General features: G+C 73.9%; 12 protein-coding genes. 8 read left to right on the top strand and 4 right to left on the bottom strand.

The features are described from left to right. Positions 1 to 47 precede the first annotated feature (47 nt). The 5 genes from BJ958_RS18250 to atzF are packed head-to-tail and all read left to right on the top strand — an operon-like array spanning position 48 to position 6,583. Positions 48 to 1,610 carry an amino acid permease gene (locus tag BJ958_RS18250; protein WP_179728316.1) on the top strand — a complete coding sequence of 521 codons (1,563 nt, stop codon included), beginning with the start codon at positions 48 to 50 and terminating at the stop codon, positions 1,608 to 1,610. Next, on the top strand, positions 1,607 to 2,311 hold the full coding sequence (locus BJ958_RS18245) for a DUF1989 domain-containing protein (RefSeq protein ID WP_179728315.1): 705 nt from the start codon (positions 1,607 to 1,609) through the stop codon (positions 2,309 to 2,311). Before BJ958_RS18250 ends, BJ958_RS18245 begins: the two co-directional genes overlap by 4 nt. Then, positions 2,308 to 2,931 (top strand): urea amidolyase associated protein UAAP2, encoded by a 624-nt coding sequence (locus tag BJ958_RS18240; RefSeq protein WP_179728314.1) that lies wholly within the window; start codon positions 2,308 to 2,310, stop codon positions 2,929 to 2,931. Before BJ958_RS18245 ends, BJ958_RS18240 begins: the two co-directional genes overlap by 4 nt. Further along, on the top strand, positions 2,931 to 4,913 hold the full coding sequence (locus tag BJ958_RS18235) for a 5-oxoprolinase/urea amidolyase family protein (RefSeq protein WP_218865852.1): 1,983 nt from the start codon (positions 2,931 to 2,933) through the stop codon (positions 4,911 to 4,913). The genes BJ958_RS18240 and BJ958_RS18235 overlap by 1 nt, the downstream gene beginning before the upstream one ends. After that, a complete protein-coding gene (gene atzF, locus BJ958_RS18230; RefSeq protein ID WP_179728313.1) occupies positions 4,910 to 6,583 on the top strand; it encodes an allophanate hydrolase in 1,674 nt (557 codons plus the stop codon). The genes BJ958_RS18235 and atzF overlap by 4 nt, the downstream gene beginning before the upstream one ends. 28 nt (positions 6,584 to 6,611) lie before the next feature. On the opposite strand, the gene BJ958_RS18225 is transcribed toward atzF, so the two are convergent. Genes BJ958_RS18225 through BJ958_RS18210 form a run of 4 tightly spaced genes read right to left on the bottom strand, consistent with a single transcriptional unit; the run spans position 6,612 to position 10,690 of the window. After that, positions 6,612 to 6,878 (bottom strand): HPr family phosphocarrier protein, encoded by a 267-nt coding sequence (locus BJ958_RS18225; protein WP_179728312.1) that lies wholly within the window; start codon positions 6,876 to 6,878, stop codon positions 6,612 to 6,614. 31 nt (positions 6,879 to 6,909) lie between these two features. Further along, complete coding sequence (locus BJ958_RS18220) at positions 6,910 to 8,946, bottom strand: PTS fructose transporter subunit IIABC (protein WP_179728311.1); 2,037 nt, start codon at positions 8,944 to 8,946, stop codon at positions 6,910 to 6,912. Continuing rightward, entirely contained in the window at positions 8,943 to 9,911 is a 969-nt protein-coding gene (locus BJ958_RS18215) for a 1-phosphofructokinase family hexose kinase (RefSeq protein WP_179728310.1), read from the bottom strand. The genes BJ958_RS18220 and BJ958_RS18215 overlap by 4 nt, the downstream gene beginning before the upstream one ends. Then, the gene (locus tag BJ958_RS18210) at positions 9,908 to 10,690 is read right to left on the bottom strand and encodes a DeoR/GlpR family DNA-binding transcription regulator (RefSeq protein WP_343052727.1); all 783 of its coding nucleotides are present in this window, start codon (positions 10,688 to 10,690) and stop codon (positions 9,908 to 9,910) included. Before BJ958_RS18210 ends, BJ958_RS18215 begins: the two co-directional genes overlap by 4 nt. A 75-nt stretch (positions 10,691 to 10,765) precedes the next feature. Between BJ958_RS18210 and BJ958_RS18205 the strand changes: the two genes are divergently transcribed. From BJ958_RS18205 to BJ958_RS18195, 3 genes are all read left to right on the top strand, one after another. Then, entirely contained in the window at positions 10,766 to 12,457 is a 1,692-nt protein-coding gene (locus BJ958_RS18205) for a putative PEP-binding protein (RefSeq protein ID WP_273518962.1), read from the top strand. Between the two features lie 102 nt (positions 12,458 to 12,559). Beyond that, positions 12,560 to 13,567, top strand: coding sequence for a type I glyceraldehyde-3-phosphate dehydrogenase (gap, locus tag BJ958_RS18200; RefSeq protein WP_179728308.1), 1,008 nt, complete (start codon positions 12,560 to 12,562; stop codon positions 13,565 to 13,567). Continuing rightward, the gene (locus tag BJ958_RS18195) at positions 13,564 to 14,142 is read left to right on the top strand and encodes a histidine phosphatase family protein (RefSeq protein WP_179728307.1); all 579 of its coding nucleotides are present in this window, start codon (positions 13,564 to 13,566) and stop codon (positions 14,140 to 14,142) included. Before gap ends, BJ958_RS18195 begins: the two co-directional genes overlap by 4 nt. Positions 14,143 to 14,167: the final 25 nt, after the last annotated feature.

Here is a 14,167-nt window from a genome sequence, read left to right as displayed (position 1 = left end):
GCCCCGGGTTGCCGTGCGCATTCCGGGCTCACAGCTCGGAGGAGCAGATGAGCACCACGACAGACCAGGCCGCAGCGAGCGACCTGCGCACCTTCGGATACCGGCAGCAGCTCTCGAGAAGGGTCGGCACCTACGCGTCGTTCGCGGCCGGGTTCTCCTTCGTCTCGATCCTGACCACCGTCTTCCAGCTCTTCGGCCTCGGCTACAGCTTCGGGGGCACGGCGTTCTTCTGGACGTGGCCGGCGGTCTTCGCCGGCCAGCTGATGGTGGCGCTCTGCTTCGCCGAGCTCGCCGCCCGCTACCCGCTCTCGGGCGCCATCTACCAGTGGGCGCGGCGTCTCGGCGGCTCCGTCGTGGGCTGGGCCGCCGGCTGGACGATGGTGCTGGCGCAGACCATCACGGTCGCGGCGGCGGCGATCGCGCTGCAGGTGGTGCTGCCCTCGGTGTGGAGCGGCTTCCAGGTCATCGGCAGCGACACGGCCCTCGGCTCGCGCGACGGCGCGGCCAACGCCGTCCTGCTCGGCTGCCTGCTCCTGACCGCGACGACGGCGCTCAACGCGCTCAGCGTGCGCCTGACCGCCATCGTGAACTCGGTCGGGGTGACGTGCGAGCTGATCGGTGTCGGCCTCCTCGTGGTGCTCCTCCTCGGGCACGCCGAGCGGGGCCCGTCGGTCGTGCTGCACACCACGAACCTCGATGCGAGCACCGGGTACGTCGCCCCGCTGCTGATCTCCGCGCTGATGGCGGCCTACGTCCTCGTCGGGTTCGACAGCGCCGGTGAGCTGGCCGAGGAGACCCACAAGCCGCGGGCGACGACGCCGCGCACGATCCTGCGCGGCATGACCGCCTCCGGTCTCGCCGGCGCCTTCCTCATCGTCGCCGCGCTCATGGCCGCGCCGAGCCTCGGTGCCGACGACCTCGGACTGGGCGGCCTGCCGTACGTCATCACCAGCCAGCTCGACACGACCGTCGGCAAGCTGCTGCTGCTCGACGTCGCGTTCGCCGTCTGCGTCTGCACGCTCGCGATCCAGACCGCGGCGGCCCGGATGATCTTCTCGATGGCGCGCGACGACGTGCTGCCCTTCTCCTCGCGGCTGCGGGCGGTGTCGCCCACGACCGGCACCCCGGTCGTCGCGACCGTCGTCCCCGGCGTGGGTGCGGCGGTGTGCCTGCTCGTGAACGTCGGCAACGCCGGTCTCTTCCTCGGCCTCGCCAGCGTGTGCATCATGCTGCTCTACATCGCCTACCTCATGGTGACGGCGCCGCTGCTGCTGCGGCGCCTCCGGGGGGATGCCCTTCCGGAGGGCACCGACGAGAACGGCCGGCCGCTGTTCTCCCTCGGGCGCTGGGGGATCGTCGTCAACGCCGTCGCGGTGGGCTACGGCACCCTGATGACGATCAACCTCGCGTGGCCCCGCGCCGAGGTCTACGACCCGGCCGGCGAGGGCTGGTACCTGCACTACCTCCCGCTGGTGACGCTCGCGATCACCGCGGCCGGTGGTGCGATCGCGTACGCCGTCCAGCGCCGTGCGTACCACGAGGCGATCGGCCAGCCCCTGCCCGTGCGCGTGCGGGCCTTCCCGGTCGGTGCCGTGGAGGACGGCGCATGAGCAGCACGTACCGCCACGAGATGCCGGGCGACGCCGCGTGGTCGGCGACCGTCCCCGCCGGACGCCTGGTCACCCTGACGGCGCTCGGGCCGGACGCCAACGCCTCGCTGCTGCTGTTCGCGGCCGACCGTCTCGACCGGCTGAACCTGCCGGACACCCTCAAGGCGCAGATGTCGGCGTGCCTGCGCCCGCCGATGACCCTGATGTCGGATCGCGGGCTCGCGCTCGCCTCGCTCACCCACTCCAGCCTCGACTGGCACGACTGCCTGACCGGGTTCGGCCACGACGCGCACCTGGCGCGCTTCGCGCCGACGTCGTACCAGACCGACCGGAACGCCTGGCGGCGTGCGGCCCGCTCCGAGCTGCTGCTCGAGCTCCTCAAGCACGGCCTCGGGGAGGCCGACCTGCACGGCTGCGTCAACCTGTTCACCCGGGTCGCGATCGCGGACGACCGGGCTGCCTCGCTCACCTGGCAGGCCGGGCACGCGGTCGCGGGCGACACGGTCACGCTGCGCTCCGAGGTCGACCTGCTCCTCGTGCTCAGCACCGCACAGCACCCGCTCGCCACCTTCGACCACCCGGTCGCCGGGGTCGAGGTCGCCGTCGGACCGGCCGGACCGGTGGCGGCCGACGACCCCAGCACCCAGTTCCGGGCCGAGACGTCACGCTCGCTCGAGATGAGCCGGAGGACCCTCGCATGACCGACACGATCGACACCACCCTCCTGCTCGACACCGTCGTCGGCGCCGGCGACGGAGCCCTGGTCGAGCTGCCGGCCGGGGCGACGCTGCGGATCGTCGACCTGCACGGGAACCAGGCGGTCGACACGCTCCTGTACGACGCCCACGACGTCGACAACCGGTACTCGGCCTTCGACACCGTGCGCGAGCAGGGAGCGGTCTACCTGACCACCGGCGCCCGGCTGCTCTCGACCCGGCTGGACGAGCTCGCGGTGATCAGCGACGACACCTGCGGACGCCACGACACCATCGGTGGCGCCTGCGCCCAGGAGTCGAACGTGATCCGGTACGGCGAGCAGACCCGGCACCAGCACGCGTGTCGGCAGACCTTCCTCCGGTACGGCGCTCCGGCCGGCATCGGGCAGCGCCAGCTCGGCCACAACATCAACTTCTTCATGAACGTGCCGGTCCAGCCCGACGGCACCCTGACGTTCGACGACGGGCTGTCGGCGCCGGGGAAGCACGTCGAGATCCGGGCGTCGCGGGACCTGCTCGTCCTGATCAGCAACTGCCCCCAGCTCAACAACCCGTGCAACGGCTGGGACCCGACCCCCGTCCGGCTGATCGGACGGTGGGCGTGATGGGGAAGGTGACCATCCTGCGCCCCGGGGTGCAGACGACCGTGCAGGACGGCCGCGGGCGCACCGGCTACTGGGACGTCGGCGTCCCGCCGTCGGGAGCCTTCGACGACCTGAGCTTCGCCCTGGTGGCAGCAGCGGTCGGCAACCCGGCGTACGTGGGCGGGCTGGAGTGCGTCGTCACCGGCCCCGTCCTGACCACCGACGAGGACCGGCTGGTCTGCGTCGGCGGCGCCGCCCGGCAGGCGAGCGTCGACGGACGGCCGCTGCCGCCCGGTGAGGTCCGCTGGCTGCGAGCGGGATCGGTCCTCGACGTCGGTCCGCTCGACGGTCCCGGCATGCGCGGGTACGTCGCCGTGGCCGGCGGCCTGGACGTGCCGCGGGTGCTGGGGAGCAGGTCCACCTTCGTCCTCGGCGGGTTCGGCGGGCTGGACGGCCGCGCCCTGGTCGAGGGGGACGTGATCCCGCTCGGCCCGCTCCACAACCAGCTCGCGCCCAGCGTCGTGTCGCTGCCCACGATGGGCGATTCGTGGACCCTGCGGGTCATCCCCGGTCCCCACGGGGCGCCCGACCACCTGACCCCCGAAGGCGTCGCGGACTTCTTCGCCACGACCTGGACGGTCGACCACCGCGCCGACCGGACCGGGATCCGGCTGATCGGCCCGACGCCGTCCTGGTCGCGCAGCGACGGCGGCGAGGCGGGCCTCCACCCCTCGAACCTGCACGACTCGGCGTACCCGGTCGGCGGGATCATGCTCTCCGGGGACACGCCCGTCATCGTCGGCGTCGACGGCCCCTCGCTCGGCGGGTTCGTCGTCCCGGCGGTGACCATCGAGGCCGACCGCTGGATCCTCGGGCAGCTGCGGCCCGGTGACCGGGTGCGGCTCGTCGCGGTGACGCCCGAGGAGGCGGCCGCGGCGCTCGCCGCCCGCGTCGTCCACCTCGGCTACCCCGCCGACCCCGAGACGCTGCGGCGCAGCACCGTCGCGCCCGAGCGGATCGAGCCGGAGGCGGCGCCGGTCCGCTCCGACCGCCCCGCGGCGCTCGTCGACCGCCCGGCCGACGGCCACCAGCCGGCCTTCACGATCCGCCCGTCCGGCGACCGGCACCTGCTCGTCGAGGCGGGACCGATGGAGTTCGACCTGACCGTGCGGGTGTGGATCCACCTGCTGGCGAACGCGCTGCGTGCCCATCGGCCGTCCGGGGTCGTCGAGATCGTCGAGGGCGTCCGCTCCCTCCTGGTCGCGGTCGACCAGACCACCCTCTCGTCGGCCCGCCTCGCCGGGCTGCTCGGCGAGCTCGCGACCGGGCTCGACGACCCGGCGACGGCGGTGCTCGACGCGCGCTCGGTGACGCTGCCGATCGCGTTCGACCACCCGAAGGCGCACGAGGCGATGCGGCGGTACTCCACGGTGAACCCCGATGCCCCGTGGAGCCCGGACAACGTGGAGTTCATCCGCCGTGTCAACGACCTCGACGCCCGCGACGAGGTGTTCGACGTCGTCGCCGCCGCGACGTACCTGGTCGTCGGCCTCGGCGACGTCTACCTGGGGGCGCCGGTCGCCGTGCCGATCGACCCGCGGCACCGGCTGGTCACCACGAAGTACAACCCGGCGCGGACCTGGACCCCGCAGAACGCGGTCGGGATCGGCGGCATCTACCTGTGCGTGTACGGCATGGAGGGGCCCGGCGGCTACCAGCTCGTCGGTCGCACGGTCCCGGTGTGGCGGCTGTCCGAGCGTGATCCCCGGCCGTGGCTGCTGCGCCAGTTCGACAGGATCCGGTTCGTGCCGGTCTCGGCGGACGAGCTCGCCGACGCCCGGGCCGACATCAAGGCCGGCCGGGCCGACCTCGTCACGGCGCCGGCCACGTTCTCGGTCAGCGAGGTGCGCGCGCTCGAGCTGGCGCACGCCGACGAGATCGCGCCGCTGCGGGCCCGGCGCCGCGACGCCTTCGTGGCCGAGCGCGCGAGGTGGGGCGCATGACGACCTGGATCTCCCGGGTCGACGAGGCCCCGGCACGCCCCGGACCGCTCCACGGGCTGCGGTTCGCCGTCAAGGACAACATCGACGTCGCCGGCGTGCCCACGACGGCGGGCGACCCGCGGCGCACCGTCGTGGCCGCCGAGCACGCACCGGTGGTCGACCGGCTGGTCCGCGCCGGCGCGGTCGTCGTCGGGAAGACCAACCTGGACCAGTACGCCACCGGTCTGGTCGGGACCCGCTCGCCGTACGGCGCGTGCCGCTCGGTCCTCTCCGACGAGCACGTCAGCGGCGGGTCGAGCTCGGGCAGCGCGGTCGCCGTCGCCAGGGGCGAGGTCGACTTCGCCCTCGGCACGGACACCGCCGGCAGCGGGCGCGTCCCCGCGGCGTTCAACGGGATCGTCGGCATCAAGCCCAGCAAGGGACTGGTCTCCACCCGCGGGGTGGTCCCGGCCTGCCGGACCCTCGACTGCGTGACCGTCTTCGCCCGCGACGTCACGACCGCGCGGGCGGCGTACGAGCAGATGGTCGGGTACGACGCGGAGGACCCGTACGCGCGCCGCCTCGAGCAACGTCCGGTCCCGGCAACCTGCACGATCGGCGTCCCGGACCTCCCGCTCGACCTCGACCCGGAGCACGCAGCCGCGTGGGCGGAGGCGCTCACCGAGGCGGAGGCGCTCGGTGAGGTGCGGCGCATCGACGTCCGGCAGTTCCTGGAGGCCGCCCAGCTGCTCTACTCGGGGCCGTGGCTGGCCGAGCGCTGGCTCGCCTTCGGCGATGCGCTCGACGACGACGCCGCCGTCGACCCGACGGTCCGCTTTATCGTCCGCGACGGCGCCTCCCTCACCGCTGCGGATGCCTTCGCCGGACTCACCCGGCTGGCCGAGCTGGCCCGGCGGACCGAGGCCGCGTGGGCCGAGGTCGACGTCCTGCTCCTCCCGGTGACGCCCGGCCACCCGAGCCTGGCCGAGGTCGCCGCCGACCCCGTCGGGGTCAACGGCCGGCTGGGCACCTTCACCAACATGACGAACCTGCTCGACCTGTGCGCCATCGCCGTCCCGGGGCCGGCCCGGCCCGACGGTCTCCCGTTCGGTGTGCAGCTGCTGGCGCCGGCCGGCGGCGACGACCTGCTCGCCGAGCTCGGCGCCCGCTGGTGCGGTGAACCAGGCCTCGGTGTCACCCCGCCCGCTGCCGGCGAACGGGACACGGTGCTCCTCGCGGTGGCCGGCGCGCACCTGAGTGGGCAACCGCTCAACCCCGCACTGGTCTCCCACGGAGCCACGCTGGTGAGCACGACCCGGACGGCGCGCGACTACCGGATGTTCCTCGTCGACGGCCCGCTGCCCCGCCCGGGACTGACCCGGCTGCCGAAGCCCGCGCCGGCTCCGGGCCGGGGCATCGAGGTCGAGGTGTGGCAGCTTCCCGTCAGCGAGCTCGGCGGGTTCGCCACGACGGTCGGAGCCCCGCTCGCGCTCGGCCCGGTGGAGCTCGCCGACGGCAGCGAGGTCCTCGGCTTCGTCTGCACCGCCGACGCGGCCCGGGTCGAGCGCGACATCACCAGTCACGGCGCCTGGCGCGATTACCTGGCGTCCAGGGAGGGTCCGCGCGACGGGCGTGCGTCGTGGCGGCGGTTCGGGTACTGGGCCAGCGTCGCTCTGCGGCGAGGTTGGTGACCGGGCCGGCGCGTGAGCGTGCGTCCGGTCAGGCGTCGAGGTCCTGGGCGACGAGTGCGGCGATGGCCTCGACCGCGGCGTCGTCGTCGCCGGAGACCTCGACGGTGTCGCCCTTGGCCGCGCCCAGGGTCATGATCATCAGGGCCGAGCTCGCCTCGACGGGCTCGTCGCCGGGGATGGCGAGGAAGACGTCGTGGCCGGCCTCGGCCAGCTCGTCGGCCTTCTCGGCGATGATCGACGCGGGGCGGGTGTGCAGGCCGACGGCGGAGCCGACGACGACGGAGAGCACGGGCATGATGGGTTCCTCCTGGGTGTGGGTGGGACGGTCAGACGGTCTCGAGGGCGGCGTCGCTGGTGCGAGCCGTGCTCTTCAGTGCGAGGACGGTGATGGCGGCGACGGCCACTCCGGCGGCGAGTGCGATGACGAAGCCGAGGACGTTGTCGACGGCGAAGAGCACGAAGATGCCGCCGTGCGGGGCCCGGAGCGAGACGTCGAAGGCCTCGGCCAGCCCGCCGGTGACGGCGCTGCCCAGCATGACCGAGGGGATCACGCGCAGCGGGTCGGCCGCGGCGAACGGGATCGCGCCCTCGGTGATGAAGGAGGCGCCCATCAGCCAGGCGGCCTTGCCGTTCTCGCGCTCGGCGACGGTGAAGAGGCCGGGACGCACGACCGTGGCGAGAGCCAGGGCGATCGGCGGCACCATGCCGGCGAGCATCACCGCTGCCATCACCTTGAGCTGCGGAGCGTCGGTGGCGGTGGCAGCGGCGGCGAGTCCGGTCGTGGCGAAGCCGTAGGCGACCTTGTTGAGCGGCCCGCCCATGTCGAAGGCCATCATCAGGCCGAGGATGGCACCGAGCAGGATCGCCGAGCCGCCCTGCAGCGAGTTGAGGCCGTCGTTGAGGTTGGTCATCAGGCTGCCCAGCGGACGGGCCAGGAAGACGAACATCAGCAGGCCGGTGACCAGGGTGGTGGCCAGCGGGATCACCAGGACGGGCATCAGGCCGCGGGCCCAGGACGGGACCGGTCGGCCGGCGATCCAGTGCGCGACGAGCCCGGCGAGCACCCCGCCGACGATGCCGCCGAGGAAGCCGGCTCCGATCACGCCGGCGACCGCACCCATCACGAACCCGGGGGCGATGCCGGGACGGTCCGCGATGGCGAACGCAATGTAGCCGGCCAGGGCCGGGACCAGGAAGCCGAAGGCAAGCGCACCGAGCTTGAACAGCAGCGCGCCGAGGTACAGGGCGAGCCCGCTGTCGCCGAGCGCGTGCACCCCGTAGTCCGACACGTGCGGAAGGTTCGTGATGCTGGAGCTCGAGATGACCGCGTCGGCCGCGGACGTGCCGGAGTCGTCGAACGGCAGCGCCACGTCGTAGCCGCCCAGCAGGAAGCCGATCGCGATCAGCAGGCCACCGGCCGCGACGAACGGGATCATGTAGGAGACGCCGGTCATCAGCACGCGGCGGACCCGGGCTCCCCAGCCCTCCGCGGCGTCGACCGCGTGCGAGGACTCGGCCCGCCCGGAGACCCGCGGGGCGGCGGGGTCGTCGGCACTGCGCAGGGCTTCGTGGATCAGGTCGTCCGCCGCGTCGACGGCCTTCTTGACCCCCGAGGTCACGACGGGCAGCCCGGCGAAGCGTCCCTTGTCCCTGACCCCGACGTCGGCGGCGAGGATGACCGCCGACGCCGAGGCGATGGTGGCGGCGGCGAGCGGGGTGGAGCCCGCCGACCCCTGGGTCTCGACGTGGATGTCCACGCCGGCCTTCTCGGCCGCGACCTTGAGGGCCTCGGCCGCGAGGTAGGTGTGCGCGATGCCGGTGGGGCACGCGGTGACGGCGACCAGGCTGCGTCGTACGTCGGCCGGGCCGGCTGCGGGAGCGGCTGCCGGGGCGGGGGGAGCAGTGGTCGCGGGCGGCGTGAGTGCACCCTCGACGAGTGCGGCCGCCTCGGCCGCGGTGGCGGCGGACCGCAGCGCCGTGGAGAACTCGGGCTTGACCAACGCCTTCGCGAGCTTGGTCAGGATGGACAGGTGGTTCGCGTCGCCGCCCTCGGGCACGGCGATCAGGAAGGCGAGGTCCGCGGGCCCGTCCTTGGCGCCGAAGTCGACGCCCGGGGCGAGACGGAGCAGGGCCAGGGTCGGCTCCGCCACCGCCGCGGTGCGGCAGTGGGGGATGGCGATGCCGCCCTTGAGGCCGGTCGGCGCGGTCGCCTCCCGCGCCAGCGCGTCGGCGACGAGCGTGTCGGTGTCCGTCGTCCGGCCGGCTGCGGCGACCAGGTCGGCGAGGGCCCGGATCACGGCCTCCTTGTCGCCACCCGGTGCGACGTCGAGCCGCACGAGGTCGGAAGTGATGAGCTGGGTCATCGGAGTGCTCCTTCGGTGGGGTCGAGGGACCGCACGGAGACCAGCTCCGGGTGGACCTGCGACGGGGTGGGGATGGTCGTGCCCGGGAGCCCGGCCGCCGCGCTGCCGTAGGCCACGGCGAGCGCAAGTCGTTGTTCGGGGGCCAGCTGTCGCAGGTCCCCGAGGAGGTAGCCGAAGAGGCTGGAGTCGCCGGCGCCGACCGTGCTCACGACGGTGGTCGGCGGCGTGCTCGCGTGCCACGTGCCCGCCGCGGTGGCCAGCACGGCGCCCGCCCCTCCGAGCGTGACGAGGACGGCGTCGACGCCGCGGTCGAGGAGCTCCCGGGCCGCGCGAGCGGCGACGGCGGGGTCGTCCTCCAGGTCCGCCCCGGCGTGCCCGGTCAACGAGGCGAGCTCCTCCGCGTTCGGCTTCAGCAGGTGGGGTGCCGTCCCGGGCGCGAGCCGGTCGACCAGGATGCGCAGCGGCTCGTCGCTGGTGTCCACCGCGATCCGCGCCGGGGTCCGCCCGAGGCCGGCGGCCAGGTCGGCGTACCAGTCGTCGGGCGTGCCCGGTGGGAGGGAGCCGGCGAGGACGACCCACCGGGCACGGGCCGCTGCGGTGAGCAGGGCCTGCTCGAGGGCGCCCAGGAGCTCGGGGGCGGCCGGGCCGGCGGTGCTGTTGACCTTGGTGGTGGTCCCGTCGGCCTCGCTGATCGTGATGTTGGTGCGGATCGCACCCGCGGGCCCGACGGGCTCGGCCGGCACGCCGGCAGCGACCAGCTCGTGCACGAAGGGGTCGTCGGCGACGGCGGGGAAGACCGCGAGCGTCGGTACGCCGGCCGCGGCCGCGGCGCGGGAGATGTTGACGCCCTTGCCGCCCGCCTGCGCCGCCGCCCGGTCGGCGCGGAGCACGGCGCCGCGGTCGAGCCGGCCGGCGAGCGTCACCGTGAGGTCGACGCTCGGGTGGGCCGTGAGCGTGGTGATCATGCGACGACCACCTCGGGGCCGGCGGCGGCGAAGCGGGACCGCTGCTCGGCGTCCGCGCCGGCGTCGGTGACGAGCACGTCGACCTCGTCGAGCGCGGCGAACCGGACCGTCGCCTCGTGGTCGAGCTTGGAGGAGTCGGCCAGCACGACGACGCGCCGTCCGGCGTCGACCATCGCCCGCTTGACGGCCGCCTCGTCGGGGTCCGGGGTCGAGCAGCCGTGCTCGACGGCGACCGCGTTCGTGCCGAGGAAGGCGACGTCGGCGCGGAACGCTCCGAGTGCCCCGACGGTGCCGGCGCCGACGGCCGCGTGGGTGGTCGGGCGCACCCGGCCGGGCAGCAGGTGCAGCTCGACGTGGGGAAGCCCGGCGAGGCGGGCGGCGACCGGGATGGCGTGCGTGACGACGACCAGCTGGCGGTCGCGGGGGAGCAGCCCGGCCAGCCGGGCGGTGGTGGTGCCCGCGTCCAGCAGGATCGTGCCCCCCGCCGGTGGCAGCAGGTCGAGCGCGGCCCGGGCGATCGTCTCCTTCTCGTCGACGCGGGCCGTGTCGCGCTCGGCGAGCGCCGCCTCCATCACGGCCAGCGAGTCCGCGGGGACCGCGCCGCCGTGGACCCGGCGCACGAGGCCGGCCCGCTCGAGCAGGGAGAGGTCGCGGCGCACGGTCTCCGTCGTGACCGCGAACTCGCCCGCCAGGTCGGCGACGGACGCTCGCCCACGGTCCTGCAGGAGCCGGGTCATGGCCTGCTGGCGCTCCTCGGCGTACATGCGGACCTCCTTCACCTCGAATCTGTGTTTCTGTTGTTTTATCCCCGAATCTGTTGACTGTCTAGGGGTCTGTGTGGCTAATTTGTGATCGTGGTCACTGAGTTCCTGCGAGAGACGAAGCGTGAGCTGCACGGCACGCCGGTGGTCCCCGGCGTCGTCTACGGCCCGGCCCTGCTGGCCCGGAGCGAGATCCCGGCCGCCGCGATCGAGGCCTTCGCCGAGGTCGTCCACGACGACGCCGCGGCGGCCCTCGCGGCGTACGACGCGGCGGCGGCCGTCGTCGCCGACGGGTTCACCGCGAAGGCCCTCCACGTGTCAGGTGCAGCAGCCGAGGTGCTGTCGGCCAGCGCGGGCCTGGCGCGCGACAAGGGCCTGCGCTCCGTCGTGCGCCGTCAGCTGGCGGCCGGCGAGCCGCTGCTGCGCGCGCTGCACACCGCGGTCGAGCACTTCGCCGGGCTGTTCACCCAGATGGGAGGGCTGATGGCGGAGCGGGTCTCGGACCTGCACGACATCGAGCGACGGATCACCGCGCACCTCGTGGGTGTCGCCGAGCCCGGTGTCCCGACGCCGCTCGTTCCCTCGGTGCTCCTCGCCAAGGACCTGGCGCCGTCGGACACGGCGCTGCTCGACCCGGCGATGGTGCTGGCGCTGGTGACCGGCAAGGGCGGCCCGACCAGCCACACGGCCATCATCGCCCGCCAGCTCGGCATCCCCTGCGTCGTGGGCGTCGCCGGAGCGGGCGAGATCGAGGACGGCGCCTGGGTGCTCGTCGACGGGGCAGCAGGCACGGTGAGCACCGGCGCCGACCCCGACGGCGCCCGAGCCCGGGCCGCGGCCGACGCCGAGGAGCGCGCCGCCGTGGCGAGGTGGCGGGGTCCGGCCCGCACCGCGGACGACGTCGCGGTCAAGCTCCTGGCCAACGTCGCGGACGTCCCGACGGCCGAGGCGGCCACGGGCGCGCCGGTGGAGGGCGTCGGGCTGTTCCGCACCGAGCTGTCCTTCCTCAACCGGGCCGACGAGCCCACGGTGGAGGAGCAGGCCGAGATCTACCGGGGCGTGCTGGAGGCCTTCGGCGTGGGCAGGTACGTCGTCGCGCGGACCCTCGACGCCGGGTCCGACAAGCCGATCGCGTTCGCGACCCACCAGGGCGAGGAGAACCCGGCGCTCGGCGTCCGCGGCCTGCGGCTGTCCTTCGACAACCCGGGGCTGCTCGACCGGCAGCTCGACGCGCTCCAGCTGGCCGCCGAGCAGTCGGGGGTCGAGACCTGGGTGATGGCCCCGATGGTGGCCACCGTGGCCGAGGCGGCGCAGTTCGCCGGCAAGGTCCGCGACCGCGGCCTGCGGGCCGGCGTGATGGTGGAGGTCCCGAGCGCCGCGCTGCTGGCCGACCGGATGCTCGAGGCCGTCGACTTCCTCTCGATCGGCACCAACGACCTGACCCAGTACACGATGGCCGCGGACCGGATGGCCACGAACCTGGCCCACCTCACCGACGCCTGGCAGCCCGCCGTGCTCCAGCTCGTGGCGACCACCGCCCGGGCCGGCGCCGCGGCCGACAAGCCGGTCGGCGTGTGCGGCGAGGCGGCCGCCGACCCCCTGATGGCCTGTGTCCTCGTCGGTCTCGGCATCACCTCGCTGTCGATGGCACCCGCGGCCGTCCGTCCGGTCGGTGTCGCGCTCGGCCGGGTGAGCCTCGACGACTGCCGCGCCGCGGCAGCGGCGGCCCTCGACGCCGCCGACCCGGCCGCCGCCCGTGCGGCCGTACGCGACCTGCTGGGGTGAACGGCTCCCCGGCACGACCCACCCAGACGAGCCCGCGTCCCACCCCGTGACGGGCTCGCCGACCACGGCTCGGGGCGACACCCCGGCCGGCAAGGAGAACTGATGACAGTACGTGTCGGCATCAACGGATTCGGCCGGATCGGCCGCAACTTCCTCCGGGCGGTGCGCGCCCGCGGCGAGGACATCGAGGTCGTCGCCGTCAACGACCTCACCGACAACGCGGTGCTCGCGCACCTCCTCCAGTACGACTCGATCCTGGGCCGCCTCGATGTACCGGTCTCCTCGACCGCCGCGTCGATCCTCGTCGGCGACAGCGAGATCCGGTCCTTCGCCGAGCGCGACCCGCAGGCCCTCAAGTGGGGCGACCTCGACGTCGACGTCGTCGTCGAGTCCACGGGCTTCTTCACCGACGCCAGGCTCGCCCGTGACCACATCACCAGCGGCGGCGCGAGGAAGGTGATCATCTCCGCCCCCGCGTCGCACGAGGACATCACCGTCGTGATGGGGGTCAACCACGAGGACTACGACCCGGAGAGCCACGACGTCGTGTCCAACGCCTCGTGCACCACCAACTGCCTGGCGCCGATGGCGAAGGCCCTGCACGACGCCCTCGGCATCGAACGCGGCCTGATGACCACCGTCCACGCCTACACCGCGGACCAGAACCTGCAGGACAACATCCACAAGGACCTGCGCCGCGCGCGTGCTGCGGCGATCAACCTGGTGCCGACCTCGACCGGCGCGGCGAAGGCGATCGGGCTGGTGCTGCCCGAGCTGCAGGGCAGGCTCGACGGCTACGCGGTCCGGGTGCCCACGCCGACCGGGTCGCTGACCGACCTCACCTTCGAGGCGGGCCGCGACACCAGCGTGGAGGAGGTCAACGCGATCATCCGAGCCGCAGCCGACGAGGGCCCGCTCGCGCCGTACCTGACCTACTCCGAGGCCCCGATCGTCTCGAGCGACATCGTCACCGATCCCTCCTCGTGCATCTTCGACGCGCCGCTCACCAAGGTGCTGGGCCGGCAGGTCAAGGTCGTCGGCTGGTACGACAACGAGTGGGGCTACTCGAACCGGCTGGTCGACCTCGCGCTGCACGTCACCCGGTCGTGAGCCGCGCCGGATCGGGGCCTGGCCGCCTGTACGTCGTGCGCCACGGCGCCACCGAGTGGAGCCGCTCCGGACGACACACGTCCCGCACCGACCTCGCCCTGCTCCCCGACGGCGAGGCCGAGGCGCTCGAGCTCAAGGAGCGGCTCGGTGGCACCGACTTCGCGCTGGTGCTGACCTCGCCACGCACCCGGGCCAGGAGCACCGCCGCCCTCGCCGGCTACCCGGACGCGGTCGTCGACGAGGACCTCCGCGAGTGGGACTACGGCTCCTACGAGGGCATGACCCGCTCGCAGATCGCGGACCTCGACCCCGGCTGGGAGGTCTGGACCGGTCCGACCCCGGAGGGCGAGTCCCCCGCCGAGGTCGAGGAGCGGCTGGACCGGGTCATCGCCCGCGTGCTCGGTGCCGAGGGTCATGTGCTGGTGTTCTCCCACGGCCACCTCTCCCGCGCACTGGCGGCCCGCTGGATCGGTCAGCCGCTGCGCCTCGGGGCCTCCCTCCAGCTCGGGACGGCAGCCGTCTCGATCCTGGGGCAGGACCGCGGCACCCGCGTGATCGAGCGGTGGAACCTCTGACCTGCCCGGCCCTTTCACAGTTCGC

Source organism: Nocardioides kongjuensis, assembly GCF_013409625.1.
Classification (GTDB): Bacteria; Actinomycetota; Actinomycetes; order Propionibacteriales; family Nocardioidaceae; genus Nocardioides; species Nocardioides kongjuensis.
Note: the sequence above shows the minus strand (reverse complement) of the source record. Positions and strands in the feature narration are given on the sequence as shown.

Excerpts from the sequence above, each read along its gene's own strand:
- BJ958_RS18250 (WP_179728316.1), top strand. The coding sequence starts at position 48 with ATGAGCACCACGACAGACCAGGCCGCAGCGAGCGACCTGCGCACCTTC.
- BJ958_RS18245 (WP_179728315.1), top strand. The coding sequence starts at position 1,607 with ATGAGCAGCACGTACCGCCACGAGATGCCGGGCGACGCCGCGTGGTCG.
- BJ958_RS18240 (WP_179728314.1), top strand. The coding sequence starts at position 2,308 with ATGACCGACACGATCGACACCACCCTCCTGCTCGACACCGTCGTCGGC.
- BJ958_RS18235 (WP_218865852.1), top strand. The coding sequence starts at position 2,931 with ATGGGGAAGGTGACCATCCTGCGCCCCGGGGTGCAGACGACCGTGCAG.
- atzF (WP_179728313.1), top strand. The coding sequence starts at position 4,910 with ATGACGACCTGGATCTCCCGGGTCGACGAGGCCCCGGCACGCCCCGGA.
- BJ958_RS18225 (WP_179728312.1), bottom strand. The coding sequence starts at position 6,878 with ATGCCCGTGCTCTCCGTCGTCGTCGGCTCCGCCGTCGGCCTGCACACC.
- BJ958_RS18220 (WP_179728311.1), bottom strand. The coding sequence starts at position 8,946 with ATGACCCAGCTCATCACTTCCGACCTCGTGCGGCTCGACGTCGCACCG.
- BJ958_RS18215 (WP_179728310.1), bottom strand. The coding sequence starts at position 9,911 with ATGATCACCACGCTCACGGCCCACCCGAGCGTCGACCTCACGGTGACG.
- gap (WP_179728308.1), top strand. The coding sequence starts at position 12,560 with ATGACAGTACGTGTCGGCATCAACGGATTCGGCCGGATCGGCCGCAAC.